The 15,254-nt window shown below is 57.0% G+C and carries 10 protein-coding genes, 2 rRNA genes and 2 pseudogenes (1 of these 14 cut by a window edge); 11 read left to right on the plus strand and 3 right to left on the minus strand.

The window, feature by feature from the left end:
* The first annotated feature begins 5 nt into the window (after positions 1 to 5).
* The 4 genes and pseudogenes from acpP to AC4ANE_RS26805 all read left to right on the plus strand — a co-directional run.
* The gene (gene acpP, locus AC4ANE_RS26790) at positions 6 to 239 is read left to right on the plus strand and encodes an acyl carrier protein (protein WP_031597411.1); all 234 of its coding nucleotides are present in this window, start codon (positions 6 to 8) and stop codon (positions 237 to 239) included.
* A gap of 178 nt (positions 240 to 417) precedes the next feature.
* Positions 418 to 1,230: a mechanosensitive ion channel family protein gene (locus tag AC4ANE_RS26795; RefSeq protein ID WP_002555853.1), complete on the plus strand. Its 813-nt coding sequence runs from the start codon at positions 418 to 420 to the stop codon at positions 1,228 to 1,230.
* A 103-nt stretch (positions 1,231 to 1,333) separates the two neighbouring features.
* Positions 1,334 to 2,440: pseudogene (locus tag AC4ANE_RS26800) on the plus strand (FIST signal transduction protein); the annotation flags it as partial.
* A gap of 555 nt (positions 2,441 to 2,995) precedes the next feature.
* A pseudogene (locus AC4ANE_RS26805) lies at positions 2,996 to 3,352 on the plus strand (methyl-accepting chemotaxis protein); the annotation flags it as partial.
* 63 nt (positions 3,353 to 3,415) lie between these two features.
* Here AC4ANE_RS26805 and AC4ANE_RS26810 read toward each other — a convergent pair.
* The gene (locus AC4ANE_RS26810) at positions 3,416 to 4,897 is read right to left on the minus strand and encodes a YdgA family protein (RefSeq protein WP_002555855.1); all 1,482 of its coding nucleotides are present in this window, start codon (positions 4,895 to 4,897) and stop codon (positions 3,416 to 3,418) included.
* 153 nt (positions 4,898 to 5,050) lie between these two features.
* Between AC4ANE_RS26810 and AC4ANE_RS26815 the strand changes: the two genes are divergently transcribed.
* The 7 genes from AC4ANE_RS26815 to AC4ANE_RS26845 all read left to right on the plus strand — a co-directional run bounded on the left by AC4ANE_RS26815 (position 5,051) and on the right by AC4ANE_RS26845 (position 14,343).
* A complete protein-coding gene (locus AC4ANE_RS26815) occupies positions 5,051 to 5,740 on the plus strand; it encodes an HAD-IA family hydrolase (protein WP_002555856.1) in 690 nt (229 codons plus the stop codon).
* A gap of 20 nt (positions 5,741 to 5,760) precedes the next feature.
* Complete coding sequence (locus AC4ANE_RS26820; protein ID WP_002555857.1) at positions 5,761 to 6,768, plus strand: aldo/keto reductase; 1,008 nt, start codon at positions 5,761 to 5,763, stop codon at positions 6,766 to 6,768.
* Positions 6,769 to 7,086: 318 nt separating this feature from the next.
* Positions 7,087 to 7,824 (plus strand): GntR family transcriptional regulator, encoded by a 738-nt coding sequence (locus AC4ANE_RS26825; RefSeq protein WP_010195575.1) that lies wholly within the window; start codon positions 7,087 to 7,089, stop codon positions 7,822 to 7,824.
* 811 nt (positions 7,825 to 8,635) lie between these two features.
* Positions 8,636 to 9,412: a DUF3050 domain-containing protein gene (locus tag AC4ANE_RS26830; RefSeq protein ID WP_002555859.1), complete on the plus strand. Its 777-nt coding sequence runs from the start codon at positions 8,636 to 8,638 to the stop codon at positions 9,410 to 9,412.
* Positions 9,413 to 9,454: 42 nt separating this feature from the next.
* Positions 9,455 to 10,402: a diiron oxygenase gene (locus AC4ANE_RS26835; RefSeq protein WP_002555860.1), complete on the plus strand. Its 948-nt coding sequence runs from the start codon at positions 9,455 to 9,457 to the stop codon at positions 10,400 to 10,402.
* Positions 10,399 to 13,833: a thioester reductase domain-containing protein gene (locus tag AC4ANE_RS26840; protein WP_460408628.1), complete on the plus strand. Its 3,435-nt coding sequence runs from the start codon at positions 10,399 to 10,401 to the stop codon at positions 13,831 to 13,833. The genes AC4ANE_RS26835 and AC4ANE_RS26840 overlap by 4 nt, the downstream gene beginning before the upstream one ends.
* Positions 13,834 to 13,866: 33 nt before the next feature.
* Positions 13,867 to 14,343: an SRPBCC family protein gene (locus tag AC4ANE_RS26845; RefSeq protein WP_460408629.1), complete on the plus strand. Its 477-nt coding sequence runs from the start codon at positions 13,867 to 13,869 to the stop codon at positions 14,341 to 14,343.
* Positions 14,344 to 14,452: 109 nt separating this feature from the next.
* Here the strand turns inward: AC4ANE_RS26845 and rrf are convergent.
* Both rrf and AC4ANE_RS26855 read right to left on the minus strand, forming a co-directional pair.
* Positions 14,453 to 14,568, minus strand: a 5S ribosomal RNA gene (gene rrf, locus AC4ANE_RS26850).
* A gap of 148 nt (positions 14,569 to 14,716) precedes the next feature.
* Positions 14,717 to 15,254 (minus strand): 23S ribosomal RNA (locus tag AC4ANE_RS26855); it runs 2,355 nt beyond the window's last position.

Genomic DNA, 15,254 nt, shown 5'->3' on the forward strand with positions numbered 1-15,254 from the left:
CGATCATGAGCAGCATTATGGAAACCGTTAAAGGCATGTTGGCCAAGCAACTCGACATGGCAGAAAAAGACATAAAACCAGAATCCACCGTCCTAAGTTTAGGGGCAGACAGCTTAGACTCTGTTGAGTTTATTATGCGTATAGAGAATGCGTTTAATATCGAGATACAAGAGGAAGAAATTAAGCAATTCAGAACCGTGCAGAACATCGTCGATTACGTGTCGAAGAGCAAAAATTAAGCCCTGCCTACGTAGGCAACTCTTTAAAACCGGCTGAACACCTCAGCGCCTGGTGGAATAAAGGCCCTTTGCCTCCAGTCAAAACTACCAGTAGCCACCGCCCTGCTTTGCCATTCAATGTATGGCTCCGCTCCGCAGGCCATCTGCCGGGCGAGCCCTGCGGTCGGGAGTTGCGGTGATGGATGCGCTGAATGTCATCAATATCGGCACTGACGGAATCAACTCGTTGTTCAATATCGTTCTGCAGTACGGAACAACTGTCGTTTTGAGGCTGGTGATCGCAGCCTTGTTGTGGATAGTGGGTCGCTGGCTGATCGGCGTGCTGGTGAGGATGGCGCAGCGTTCGCTGACGCGGCAGCGGTTTGATCCGACGGTTCTGCGCTATGTCGGCTCGTTCATCACGGTGACGCTGAATATCATTCTGGTGATCGCCATCTTGAGCTATTGCGGCATCGAGACCACCAGCTTTGCGGCATTGCTGGCGGCCGTGGCGCTGGCGATCGGCATGGCGTGGTCGGGTTTGCTGGCCAATCTGGCGGCAGGTGGTTTCATCATCGTGCTGCGGCCCTTTAAGGTCGGCGATATGATTTCGGCTGCGGGTGTGACCGGGACAGTGGTCGAAATCGGGCTGTTCGTCACATCGATCAACACCTCGGAAAACGTGTTGAATCTGGTGGGCAACAACAAGATCTTCTCTGACACGATCATCAATTTTTCCAGCAATGATTTCCGCAGCGTCGAACTGACCGCAATATTGCCAGGCACTGCCGACGAGCAGGCGATCATTCCGCGCCTCAAGGATCAAATCGCCCGCCTCCCCAATGTACTGAGCAGCCCCGCGGTCGATGTGCATCTGTCCTCTACGACAGCCGATTCCATCACACTGTCAGTACGGCCCTATTGCCACAATAATCACTATGATTCGGTGCATCGCCAGACGCTTGCCCTGATCAGAGCGTTGATGCTGAACATGTCTGAGCGGCACGCATAGGCAAAATTCATCGCCCACCGGCTAACCTGAACCCGTCAGCAGCCGATTAAAAGACCTCGGCCTTTTTTTTTGGCCCCTGCCTTTTACTCTTACGGATTCAACCATGAGCTTTCTATCTCGTTTTCGGGCTGGCACTTCGCGGACCGGAGGCGTACTCAGTGTCATTACGTCCGCGCGGGAATTGAACGACACGCTGTCGGCGTTAAGTTTTGACCCGGTCTACCTGACAGGCTTCGTTTCACCTCACGTCGACTTCGGTCAGGTTGCCCAGTCTGTCGCGGCACGCTTTCCCAAGGCGAAGATCAGTCTGTGCACAACATCCGGCGAACTGTGCTCCAGCAATGATTCGCTGTATTGCGCGGCGGGTAATCAGTGGGACCGGATAGTGCTGGCGCTGTTCGACTCAAGCGTTATCCAGAGTGCCGAGGTGGTGCATATTCCCCTGCACAGCGAAGATATTCGCGGCGCGGGCAAGCGACTGTCCATGCGTGAGCGCATTGCGCGGCTGACCGACTCGATCAAGCGCACTCAGGTCAGCACGCCTATCGACCACAGGGATACGCTGGCCTACGTCACCTTTGACGGGCTTTCGGCATCGGAGTCGTTTTTCATGGAAGCGCTCTACGAGTCAGGGCGTTTCCCATGCCTGTTCGTGGGTGGCTCTGCAGGCGGCAAAAGCGACTTCAAGAAGACGCTGATTCACGACGGTAAACGCAGCTACGAGAACCATGCTCAGGTGGTGTTTCTCAAGAGCGCAAAGAATGTGCGCTTTGGCGTCTTCAAGAGCCAGAACTTCGAGCCAACGCCACTGAGCCTGAGTGTCCTGACCGCCTCGCTGGAAGAGCGCTACATCAGCCAGGTGGTCAATTCCAGAGGCGAGATTGCCACGATGGTTGCAGCGCTGTGTGATGCGCTTAAGTGCGAGCGGCATGAGCTGGAAGGCAAGCTGGCGCAATACTCGTTCGCCATTCGGGTAGGCGAGGAATTGTTCGTACGCTCCATTGCGCGCATCGATTATGAAAGCGAGCGGGTTCATCTGTTCTGCGACGTGGCACCCGGCGAAGAGCTGGTGATGGTCAAACGGACGTCGATGATCGACACCACGCGCAAGGACTTCGCGCGCTTTCTACAGGGCAAGTCCGGCAAGCCGTTGCTCGGCCTGTTGAGCGACTGCATTCTGCGTCGTCTGAACAACGGCAGTGAATTGGGCCGCATGAATGATGTGTTCGGCGAGACGCCAGTGGTGGGCTTCTCGACCTTCGGCGAGATTCTGGGTTTGAACCTCAACCAGACCCTCACCGCAGTGTTCTTTTTCAAGGTGCCGGAAGGTCAGCCGTTCCGCGACGATTACATCGATAACTTCATTGCCTATTACGGCGAATTCAAGGCGTTCTTCCTGCGTCGGCAGATCAAGAAGCTGGCCGGTTTGAGCCATGTGGTGGTCAAGCAGATCGACCAGTTCAAGCAGCGTAACTTTGTGCAAACCATTGACCCGAGTGGTCTGGACGAGCAGATCCGCCCAGTGTTCGGCGGCCTGAGCGATCTGGGCGATGTACTGGTCAAGGCTCATCAGGATCAGGAAGAAATCGCCGATCAGTTGCGCCACTACTCAGGCGAGCTGCATGTTTCGATGGATGAACTGTCCCAGACCATCACGCAGCAGGAAACGGTCATCGACAAGGCGGGTAATACCGTCAAGAGCCTGGTCAGCCAGGCCGACGAGGTCGTGCTTGGCTCTCGGGAGCTGGCCAAGTCCAGCCTGCGCATCCAGTCAGTCGTGCAGATGATTCAGCAGATCGCCGGGCAGACCAATCTGTTGGCGCTGAACGCCGCCATCGAGGCAGCTCGGGCCGGCGAAATGGGCCGTGGCTTTGCAGTGGTCGCCGATGAAGTGCGTCAGCTGGCGCAGAAAACCACGCAAAACGCGAATGACATCGGCACGGATATCGAGCGTCTGGCCGAGGAGATTCGCAAGGTTGCGCAGCATATCGAAGAGCAATCCCTGGAAGTCGGCACGCTCACCAGCCTGTTGTCGGAGCTGGAAGGCTCCAGCGACATGACCGCGGGCACCTCGCAACGTACCCGGCAACTGGCGGATACCCTGCGCGGGCTGACTCGGTAGCAGGGCCTCTGCTGTCAGGACGGTAGATTGCCCGCCCTGACAGCAGACCGTGTTGCAGGCGGCTTACTGGTTGCCCAGCACGCCGACCTTGCCCATCACGTTGCTCATGAATTGCTGCACGGTCATTTTCTGGCCATTGAAGTCGACCATCTGGTCGGCATAACGCAGGTCGGAAACGATGTTGTCACCATCGACCTTGGCCAGTTGCATCATCTCGGCCATGGCACTGGCCATGTCGCCAGCGGCCTTGGCCTGCTCGGCGATGACCTTGAGGTCGGTCTGGCCTTCACGAATGGCTTGCTGGGTAGCGAGATCGCGGATCATCGGCTTGGACAGGACAACCTTGGCGTTGACTTCGCCCAGACTTTTCAAGAGCAGCGAATCGGAAGGCTGATCGAGCGGGCCTGGATCGGCCAGGTCCACCGCGATGCGCATGTGGCTTTCGCCGTTGCTGGTCTTGAGCGAGAGTTTTTCCAGTTCGATATGCGGCTTGGCGATCAGCAGCTTTTTCATCTGGGTGTTCATCAGCTCTTGATCAGCCGGGTTCAGCTCAAGACGAAACGGACGTTTCTCCAGTGCGGCCTGCTGCTGTTGAGGCAGGATTTTATCCTGATACAACTGATACAGCGCCTGCGTGGCCACCACATCGAAGTTGGCTATTTTGAAGCCCATGTGCGCTGAGCCAACGTCCTTGCCTGCGTAGGAAATCATGCCGGCATCGTAGTTGATCTGGGCAGCCAGGTTACCGGCGTCTTCCTGCGCCAGATTGGTGTTGGTGAAGTCCTTGATCTGCACCGGCGGCTTGCCCACCACCTGAAAACCCGCACTCTGGATTTTCATGTTGGTGTGGCCCAGATAGAAACCGGACTTGCCTTTGGTGCCGCCCGTGTCAAAGGTCATGCCTTTGACGTCGATGCTGACCGGACCGTCAGGCGACGCGACGTTGAGCTGCAGGTTTTCCATGTTGCCGGCCAGGCTGAATTTTTCGGCGTCGGCGGACGACTCTGCATTCAGGTCGAGCCCGGAAAACCTGAACGTACCGTCGACGTCGGTCATTTCCAGCGGGGCCATCTGCAGCGTGCCTTCGGTGGCGCGGTCATAGCCGATGCTGGCCTGCCCCTTGAGCGGTGGAACGTCCTTGCTCATGGCGAACCACTTTTCGGCGCTGGGGCTTTTCTCCATCTGGAAATTGCTCAAGGCCATGACGGGTAGCAGGTTCAGGGTCTTGAGGTGCGACAACGGAATGGGCCCGTGCTCGATCTGGTCGACAAACAGGAACTGGCCGCCCTGGGTGCTATCGGACAGGTTCTGGATGTCCACGCGATAGTGCGCCGTGCTGCTGAAGAAGTGCTTTTCCAGCGAGAGCATTTCCAGTTTGACGCTGGTGTCGGTGCCCTTGAACGACTTCGCGAGTTCCTGGTTGGCCTTGCTGATGGAGTCGGTCAGCGCGCCTTCCAGTTGATTGCCCGTGTACCAGGCGCCCGCCGTAACCAGTGCGCCCGCTACGACGATGACGCCAATCGCTATACCTGCTGATTTATTCATATTGACGTGAAGATATCCGTTCTGATGATGGGAAAGTCGTACCGGGACTGGCAGCACAGTTGAAAACCGCGAAAGATTATCAGAAACACAGGGTAGCCACGGTATTCACGGAAACGTTAGGCTGAAACGAATTTGAGAACGGGATGTGATCACATGAGCGAGCAACACACCGAACGAGGCCCGATCAAGGCCGTCATTTTCGACATGGATGGCCTGTTGCTGGACACCGAGGGGGTTTATACCGAAGTCACCCACTTGATCGCCAGCCGCCACGGGCGCACCTTCGACTGGTCCATCAAACAGCACACTATCGGCCGCGGCGCCCGGGATTTCTCGGATTACGTGATCAAGACTCTTGAATTGCCGATGTCGATCGACGAGTTTCTCGAAACCCGTGAACCGATGCTCGAAGAGCGTTTCCCCAAAGCGCTGGCAATGCCCGGAGCCGAGGCGCTGGTCCGGCATCTGGCAGCCCACAATATTCCCATCGCCGTGGGCACCAGCTCGTCGGTGCATTACTTCGAAGCCAAGACAACGCTGCACCGCGCGTGGTTCGAGCTGTTCGATACCGTCGTGACCGCAGACGACCCGGAAGTCGGCGCTGCCAAACCGGCCCCGGACATTTTTCTGGTCGCCGCCCGCCGCCTTGGCGTCTCGCCGAGTGATTGCCTGGTCTTCGAAGACTCGCCGTTCGGTGTGACGGCCGCCAAGGCTGCGGGCATGTACGCTGTTGCCGTACCGGACTCGCATATGCCGGTCGAGCAATACGAGCATGCAGACCTGCTGCTTGCCTCGCTGGCCGACTTCCCGCTCAAAGCGTGGGGGCTGCCTGAACTCGTCTGAATGACATGGAGATGTTGAGCATGAATTATCGAACCCTCGGCCAGTCCGGCCTCAAGGTTTCCACCCTGACACTCGGCTCGATGATGTTCGGCGAGCAGACCGGTGCCGAAGAGTCCCTGCGCATCATCGACAAGGCCAGGGATCAGGGCATCAATTTCATCGACACGGCGGATGTCTACAACGGTGGGCGCTCGGAAGAAATCGTGGGCCGTGCCATCGCTGCCCAGCGCAGCGACTGGGTACTGGCCACCAAAGTCGCCATCGGGCCAGCCGACGGCGTGCCCAATCGCGCCGGTCTGAACCGCAAGCACCTCTTCAATGCCATCGAGAACAGCCTGCGGCGTCTGGATACCGACTATGTGGATATCTATTACCTGCACAAGGAAGACCAGGACACACCACTTGAAGTGACCGTCTCGGCCATTGGTGATCTGCTCCGTCAGGGCAAGATCCGCTACTGGGGTGTGTCGAACTTTCGCGGCTGGCGAATCGCTGAAATCGTCAACGTCGCGCAGCGCCTGGGCGTAGACAAGCCGGTCATCAGCCAGCCGCTGTACAACATCGTCAACCGTCAGGCCGAAGTCGAGCAGATCACCGCAGCGGCGTATCACGGTTTGGGTGTGGTGCCCTTCAGCCCACTCGCACGCGGGGTGCTCAGCGGTAAATACGCCCCGGACATCGCCCCCGACAGTGAAAGCCGGGCCGGACGTCAGGACAAGCGGCTGCTGGAAACCGAATGGCGCGTGGAATCGCTGCGTATTGCGCAGCGAATTCAAGAGTACGTGCAGGACAAGGGTGTAGGTATTGTCGAGTTCGCCATTGCCTGGGTGCTCAACAACCGGGCCGTGACATCGGCAATCGTTGGCCCAAGGACCGAACAGCAGTGGGACGGTTACACCAAGGCACTAACGGTTGATATTACCGCCGAGGACGAGGCATTTATCGATTCGCTGGTAACACCTGGGCATGCGTCGACGCCTGGTTTCAATGACGTTCAGCACTTTGTGTCTGGCCGCCTGACTCGCTGAGGCAGTACCGCCTGCGGCCTTATGCCGCGAACGCCATTCTAGTGCGCTCTGAAACGCCCGTTTCAGAGCGTTATGTCATGAAAGCATAACGTGAAATTCCTGTTATCTACGAATGCCCGTTCGGTACACAGAGCGAATGAGCGCTAAGATAGACGCGTACTCATTGAGGCTCGCAGGGCTGAACCGCAACCCGGCACTTGCAGCAAAACATGATGATGCTTCTATTTTCGCGACTTACTGGCAAGTCTTGGCTAGTCTGTCGGCAATCCAGCGATTAATTGGACTTTATCCAGCCAAGGTTGATGAAGAAGTAGACCGATGCGCAAATCAGATAGAGAAGCCTTTCTAAGCTCCGTACTGGGCAACGAGCAGCCTCCGGCGCACCTTGCCAGAACCGTGATTGAAGAAAAGCTGCGAAATGCCATTATCGATGGCAGTCTTCCCAGTGGCACGGCTCTGCGCCAACAGGAGCTGGCCACGCTGTTTGGCGTCAGCCGCATGCCTGTGCGCGAAGCACTGCGCCAGCTTGAGGCGCAGTCGCTGTTGCGGGTCGAAACGCACAAGGGCGCAGTAGTCGCACCGTTGATTACCGAAGACGCAGTGGACGCTTATGCCTTGCGGATCCTTCTGGAGTCCGAGGCGTTGCGCTTGTCCATTCCGTTGCTGGACGCGGACGATCTGGCAGCGGCTGCAGGCTATATCGAGCAGCTTGAAGTCGAGACGGACTTCGGTCAGATCGGCAGGCTCAACCGGATGTTCCACTTGTCGTTGTATGCCAAGACTCACAACAAGCGCCTGATGCGTCTGGTTGAAGAAGGCCTGAACGAAGAAGAGCGCTTCTTGCGTTTCAATCTTTCCGCCATGGGGCTGGGCAAGCTTTCTCAGGATGACCATTGGCAGCTGCTGCGGCTCGCCGAACAGAAAGCGGTCGAGCCGTGTGTCGAAGCGCTGCAGTATCACCTAAACCGGGGTGTGCAGGCCGTCACCCAGTACCTGAACAGCAATAAGGCCATCAACGCCAAGCCAGCCCGTACAGCAAAGAAAACCCCCGCCTGAATCATTGAGACGGCTTATCCACAAGGCGATGACATGACGCCTGCGGATTAGCCGCTCGCACTTCCCCCGTGCTTTCCCAACCTATCTTCAACACCGGTCAGGCCTGACGCCTGGCATGGCGTTTTTATAGCTATTTTCCTGATCTGCCGAGTGGCCCGACACAGGAATCAGGCAAACTCGGGCGAGGCCCAGAAGAATCAACCTGAGGGTGTTCTCTGGCTACGGCTGAACTGTCCACGCAGCACCGGAGCAGTTCTGTGTTCATTTGAACCCAATGGACAAGGAGTTGTTAAACGGGGCAAACGACATTGGAAGTCATTTCCAACATCGCCCATTAAAAAACCAACCACCTGATTATTCAGCATAACGGCAACGCTGAGTGAGGCATTCACTCATTATTGATAATTCTGACTCAATCAGTCGGAAGGGTTGCTCGCGCCCCTATGAAACATATTCCACGTGTTTTATATGGCAACTTACACGCCACAAAAACAACAACTTAAATATTATTAAAAAAGAATTGCGCACTGCATTAAATTTGCTTTAAGTTTTCTTCGCCGTCAGCGTAATTGACGGCAGCCGGACTCAAAGCCGCAATCCATAAGGGCTATAGCCCGGCAAGTTGAAGTTATGGGCGCTCTTGAATGACTATAACCGACGTGCAGTTTCGGCGAATTATCGCCTCTGCCTTCAGGCCTTTGTTTGCCTTGCATTCAGGTCTTTCATCACATTCACCTTGCACGGGCGACACGTTAAAACTTCGAATAACTGTACTGCCACCTACCGCTACCATGACCATAGGGACATCACCATGCATTGTGAGAAAACGCTGCTCGACCAAAAGAAAGTTGAACTTAGCCGTCACCCGATCTTTGCCGAAATCACGACGTTGGGCGTATTGCGACGCTTTATGGAAACCCATGTATTCGCCGTCTGGGATTTCATGTCTCTGACCAAACGTCTGCAACAGGAACTGACCTGCACGCAACTGCCGTGGCTGCCCCCGACCGATGCCTGCGCCGCCCGCCTGATCAACGAGATCGTGCTGGGGGAAGAGTCCGACGACCGATTGGATTCAGGTCATTACAGCCACTTCGAGCTGTACCTGGACGCCATGCGCGAGATTGGCGCGAGCACGTTACAGATCGAGCGTTTCATCCAGCTGCAGCAGCAGGGCCTGCATTACACAACGGCCCTGCAACGGGTCAACGCAGGCCAGGCCGCATCGGCATTCGTGACGCACACCCTCGACACTGCCCTTCATGCGCCGGCACACAGCGTTGCTGCGGCGTTTCTGCACGGGCGCGAAAGCGTCATCCCACAGATGTTCCAGAGCATCCTCGACGACTGGGGCATCACCGTCGAACAGGCACCCACCTTCCGTTACTACCTGGAGCGCCACATCGAAGTGGACTCCGAGGACCACGGCCCGGCAGCGGAACAGTTGCTGGCCCGTCTGATTGGCGGCGACGCGCAGCGTGAACGAGAGGTGTATCAGGCGGCCATCGCAGCGGTGGAAAGCAGGGTCGGGCTATGGGACACGCTGCGCATGAGCATGCGCGCGCCATTGATGCAGGCCAGTGCGTAACACCCGCTCGCAACACCCTGAAGCCTTTACAAGGAAGACATCATGAAAGCAGAAGACTACACGTCGTTCATCGATGCGTGGGAAGGCCGCGCCACCATTCGTACTCGTCCGCGCAGAATGGTCGAGAACGATGAAAAACTGATCTACCCCCTCAGCCGTCAGCCGCTGGTGCTCAGTGACACGTTTACCCGCGAGTGCGCGCATTTGCGCGATTACGCACTGGTGCAGAGCCTCTATAAGTTCATCAACGATGTGGTGATCTTTGAAACCGAGATCGTCGACAAGACCGCACGCAGTATCGCCAAGGACAACTTCACGATTCGCTTCCCGTTTGCCTGCCGCTATGACGCGATGACAGTGGTGGTCGACGAGGACTATCACGCGCTGGTGGCGATGGACTTCATGCAACAGACCATCGCGCTGACGGGCATCGAGCCTATCCAGCTGCCTGACGAAATCGAACTCAGCCGGGCCATACCCGCCGCGCTGGCTCTGGCCCCGGAGCATCTGCGCAGTGCAGTTGAGCTGATCTGCGTGGCTATCGCGGAAAACACCGTGACCAATGACGTAGCGGCCTTCGCCAAGGACGACTCGGTCAAGCAATCGATCAAGGGACTGATGGCTGACCATCTGCTGGACGAGGGACGTCATTCGGGATTCTGGGCGCGGCTGGTACGAATCTACTGGCACACCGCAGATGAGCAGGATCGGGAATCCATCGCGCGCATCCTGCCGGTGTTTATCGCTCAGTATTTGACCAATGACATACAGAACGGCTTCGATTTCACCCTGATCGAGCACTTGCAGGTGCCGGACACCATCAAGCAGGCGCTCAAGGACGAAACCAGGGCCGTGAGTTTCCCAGTCAACCGCCACCACCCGCTGGTCGCCAACATCATGCGCTTCTTCAAGAGCAGCTCGATGCTGGACGATCCCTGTGTGCAGCGTGCGCTGGCAGACTACCTGCCGGCTCAGGGGACGCTGCAATGAAGCGCCTGGAGATTGTGCTCATCGGTCACAGCCTGACCCTGAGCGATCTGAATGCCGAGCTGCTGGACCACGGCCATGGCGTGCGGCACCTGTCTGACCAGCAGGCGCTGTATGCGTTGACGATGCCTGACGGTTGCGTCCTGATCGAGGACGGCAGTCTGGACCTTCGCGGGGTACGAGGCCACGGCACTCATCTGGGCCTACGGGTCGGCTTCAGCGCGGCGCTCGCGCACGGTCTGCCTCGCCTGGAGCTGCTCTGCTGGCATGGGCCGGCCAACACGCGACGCCTGATAGCTCATGAGTGGCTGCCGGCCGAGGAGTCAGGCAACGGCCGGGTACTGCGTGATGCGGCTGTAGCAGGCATGGTGGGGATGGTGGCATTGCAGGTCAGCCGACTGTCCAGGGACGATGATTATTTCAACAGTCTGCCTACTGCAACACCCGCTCAGAGTGACCGGCAGGATGGCTTGCAGGCGATGGATGATTTGCTCTTCGAGCATCGCCTGAATCAGACAGAACAACCACACCTGCTGAAGCGGGCTGAAACCTCGATCACCGAGCGGCTGGAACAGGCGCTGCTGATGTTTGCCGAACGTCCAGCACTGTCCGTTCGCAATCAGACGCTCAGCTATCGTGAACTGCACGCGCACAGCATCGCGATTCAGCGCCTGTTGCTGCCTTTATTGGCGTCTGCGAAAGCCGACACGCCTCCGGTGATCGGCATCTGCCTGCCCAAGTCACCCGAGTTGTATGCGGGCATTCTGGCGATTCTGGGCTGCGGTGCGGTTTATCTGCCGCTTGATCCCGGCCAGCCTTTGCAGCGTCAGCAGTACATTCTGGAAAACTCGGGAGCGATGCTGTTACTTCACGACGGCTCGCACCCATTGGCCGCTGCGGAGTTTCCGGCACTGGATATTGCTGCAGTGCCGATGGGGGATGCCGTTTCAGCCGGCATGCGCGTTCATGCCGCGCAGGACGCGCCTTGCATGGCGCTGTACACGTCAGGCACCACCGGACAGCCAAAAGGCGTATTGCTCAGCCAGCGCAACCTCAGCCATTTCACTGCCTGGTACGCCGAGTATGTGAGCCTGCGCGAGCAGAGCCGGGTGCTGCAGTTTTCTACATTGAGCTTTGATTCGTCGATCATCGACATTTTTCCCACCTGGCTCAATGGTGCCGAACTGGTGGTGCCTGATGAAGATCAGCGGCGCGATCTATTGCAACTGGTCAGCGTGCTGCAACAAGGCATCACTCACGCGTTTCTGCCACCGGCACTGTTGAGCATTCTGCCGCTGGATCAGCCTCTGGGACTGGAGCATGTCATGACCGGGGGTGATGTCTGTGAGCCGCATGTGATTGCACAGCTCACCAGGCAGTGTCATTTCCACAACCTGTATGGCCCCACCGAAGCCACCGTGTTAATCACGGCCTGTGAGTTCGCGCCGTCCAGCAGCAATCGGCATCTGGGACGACCGATTGCCAACAGCCAGGCATGGATTCTCGACGAGCAATTGCAGCCCGTAGCGGAGCAAACGCAGGGTGAGCTGTATATCGTCGGTCCTGGTGTTTGCCTGGGCTACGTAAACAATCCCCAGCTTACCGCCGAGCGCTATGTGTGGCTGACCAGGCCGGACGGGCAGCAACTGCGGGCCTATCGCACTGGCGACATCGCCAAGTGGACGGCTGAAGGCATCGTGCTGAGCGGACGCCGCGATAATCAGGTGAAGATTCGCGGCTTTCGGGTCGAGCCGGAAGAGATCGAGCATTGTCTGCGCGACAGCGGGCTGTATCGACAAGTGGCTGTGGTGATCGACGAGCAGCGACGCATTCTGGCGTTTCTCGCTCAACCGTATCTGGAGCATGACGAACAAGCGTTGAGAGCGCATGTGCAACGTCTGCTGCCTGACTACATGCATCCTGCTGTGTACACGACGCTGCCCAGTCTGCCGTTTGCCAGCAACGGCAAGGTCGATCGCAAAGCACTTCTGGAAATACCGCTGAGCTTCAGCGGGCAACGCACTGGTCGTCTGCCGCAGACCGAGCAGGAGCAAGCGCTGCTGGCGGTATGGGCCGAACTGCTGGAACTGCCGTCAGAAGATATCTCTACGGACGAAAGCTTTTTCAATCTGGGCGGTCATTCGATTCTGCTGTCACGTCTGTTGCTGGGGGTTCGTGAGCGGTTTGGGCGCAGCATTCCAATCAACCGTTTTATAGAAGCACCTACCGTCCTGACACTGGCCAGCCTGATCGACAGCGATGGTGCTTCGGCTTACACCATCAGTGCGCAGGCACTGTTGGATGCCGATGCGAATAATCCGCTGGCGACTTTGCCCATCAGCCAGTTGGGTGATGTTCACAAGGTAATTGTCACCGGTGCCAACGGTTTTCTCGGTGTGCATATCGTTGAAGCGCTGTTGAACTGGGGGGCGACAGAGATCGCCTGCCTGGTTCGTGAAGCTGCGGGGCAAAGCGCACAACAGCGTTTCGAGCATTCACTGCGGGAAAACCGTCTGGACCATATGGACCTGAGTCGCGTGAAGGTCTACGCCGCTGACGTGACCAGGCCCAGGCTGGGTCTCAGTGAAGCGGTATATGAACGACTGGATAGCGAGTTCGGTGCGCTGGTGCATAACGCTGCCAATGTGAACCATGTGCAGGACTATGAAACCCTCGTCAAAGACAATGTTGCGCCGGTCTTTGAATGCCTGAAGCTATGTGAGGGGCGCAGCAAAAAGATCTTCAACTTCGTCTCGACCCTTTCCGCCTGCAGTGCAGTCGATGCAGCCGGCAACGTGCTTGAACAGCCCGCTGCCGCTACCCCGCCGATCTACATCAAGAACGGTTACAACCTGTCCAAATGGGTAGCTGAGCGTGTTCTGCAGCGCGCGCGCGAGCAAGGTGCCTGGGTGAACATCTATCGGCCCGGCAACATAGCGTTCAACAGCGTCACCGGCGTATGCCAGCCGCAAAAAAACCGCCTGATGCTAATGCTCAAAGGCTCGCTGCAACTGGGTCAGGTTCCGGCGTTCGCTATCAACTTCGACCTGATGCCGGTGGACTTCCTGGCACGCTTCATCGGCTTCCATGCCAATCGCTATCAACCGGAACACGCTGTGTTCAACCTGCATAACCCCGAGCCCTTGAGCTGGAATAACTATGTGGAAGCCTTCCGCGGGGCAGGCCGTCAGTTCGAGTTGGTCAGCGTCGAGCAATGGCAGGCCCAACTCAGCCGTGTCGACAGCCAGAACGCTTTGTTTGGTGTGCTGGGTTTCTATCTCGACGGGTTTGAAGAAGACATCGGCGACATCTCGATGATCGAGTACCGCAACACCCTCAGCGGTATTCACCGTATGGGCGGGCATTACCCGCAGAAAACCCCTGAGCTGCTGCGCAAGGGCTGCGATTACCTGAAAGAAATCGGCTTCATCTGAATTGATACCCCACTGACGTAAATGGAGAAACACATGAGCACACTTCACAGTAATCTGAAGCCTGACACCCTCATCCGCAACCCGGTGTCGTGCCGAGTGGCTTCAGCCGTGGAAGTCCCCGGTAATGCAGCCAGCGTATGGGCTGTGGTGGGGAATTTTGGTGGTTTCCAAGCCTTCATACCCGCGCTGGACAGCATTGAGGTCACAGGGGAAGGTAAGGGCTCGGTTCGAAGGAAACTGTTCAAGGACGGCAACGTGGCCATCGAACAACTGAACTCCCGGGATGATCAGGCGCTGTACATGACCTGGTCACTGATCCACACCAGCTTACCGGTGAGTAACCTATGGGCGGCAATGACTGTTGAAGCTACCGGGGACGATGCGTGTGTCGCTCGTTGGACGATCGTTGCCGACCCTGTTCAGGGAGGTCCTGAAGGGGATGCATTTGAGGCGTTTCTTCAGGGGTTTGCTGACGGCGCGATAAGTAACGTACGCAGCCTTTTTGGCTGATTCATGCACTATCCAGCCCGCTCAGCACGAAAGCCTGCGCGGGCTTTTTTGGGGCTCCATAACGACAAAACCCCTCATCGCAAACGCAATGAGGGGTTTCGGAATTCAATCTTGACGATGACCTACTCTCACATGGGGAAACCCCACACTACCATCGGCGATACATCGTTTCACTGCTGAGTTCGGGATGGGATCAGGTGGTTCCAATGTTCTATGGTCGTCAAGAAATTCGGGTACCGAATCGTGCCATGCGGCGCGCTTCAGCAAATCGGGTATGTGATAGCTCGGTGCGTTTGTGACGCAAACTTTCGGTTCGTGTCGTCTTCACAGTCACCGCAATCTGGTCCTTCGACTCAAATTGCTTGGGTGTTATATGGTCAAGCCTCACGGGCAATTAGTATTGGTTAGCTCAACGCCTCACAGCGCTTACACACCCAACCTATCAACGTCGTAGTCTTCGACGGCCCTTTAGGGAACTCAAGGTTCCAGTGAGATCTCATCTTGAGGCAAGTTTCCCGCTTAGATGCTTTCAGCGGTTATCTTTTCCGAACATAGCTACCCGGCAATGCCACTGGCGTGACAACCGGAACACCAGAGGTTCGTCCACTCCGGTCCTCTCGTACTAGGAGCAGCCCCTCTCAAATCTCAAACGTCCACGGCAGATAGGGACCGAACTGTCTCACGACGTTCTAAACCCAGCTCGCGTACCACTTTAAATGGCGAACAGCCATACCCTTGGGACCGGCTTCAGCCCCAGGATGTGATGAGCCGACATCGAGGTGCCAAACACCGCCGTCGATATGAACTCTTGGGCGGTATCAGCCTGTTATCCCCGGAGTACCTTTTATCCGTTGAGCGATGGCCCTTCCATACAGAACCACCGGATCACTAAGACCTACTTTCGTACCTGC

This window comes from Pseudomonas sp. Pme6b (assembly GCF_058129925.1).

Coding starts and splice junctions, on each gene's coding strand:
- AC4ANE_RS26845 (WP_460408629.1), top strand. CDS start 13,867: ATGAGCACACTTCACAGTAATCTGAAGCCTGACACCCTCATCCGCAAC.
- AC4ANE_RS26795 (WP_002555853.1), top strand. CDS start 418: ATGGATGCGCTGAATGTCATCAATATCGGCACTGACGGAATCAACTCG.
- AC4ANE_RS26810 (WP_002555855.1), bottom strand. CDS start 4,897: ATGAATAAATCAGCAGGTATAGCGATTGGCGTCATCGTCGTAGCGGGC.
- AC4ANE_RS26815 (WP_002555856.1), top strand. CDS start 5,051: ATGAGCGAGCAACACACCGAACGAGGCCCGATCAAGGCCGTCATTTTC.
- AC4ANE_RS26830 (WP_002555859.1), top strand. CDS start 8,636: ATGCATTGTGAGAAAACGCTGCTCGACCAAAAGAAAGTTGAACTTAGC.
- AC4ANE_RS26825 (WP_010195575.1), top strand. CDS start 7,087: ATGCGCAAATCAGATAGAGAAGCCTTTCTAAGCTCCGTACTGGGCAAC.
- AC4ANE_RS26840 (WP_460408628.1), top strand. CDS start 10,399: ATGAAGCGCCTGGAGATTGTGCTCATCGGTCACAGCCTGACCCTGAGC.
- AC4ANE_RS26820 (WP_002555857.1), top strand. CDS start 5,761: ATGAATTATCGAACCCTCGGCCAGTCCGGCCTCAAGGTTTCCACCCTG.
- acpP (WP_031597411.1), top strand. CDS start 6: ATGAGCAGCATTATGGAAACCGTTAAAGGCATGTTGGCCAAGCAACTC.
- AC4ANE_RS26835 (WP_002555860.1), top strand. CDS start 9,455: ATGAAAGCAGAAGACTACACGTCGTTCATCGATGCGTGGGAAGGCCGC.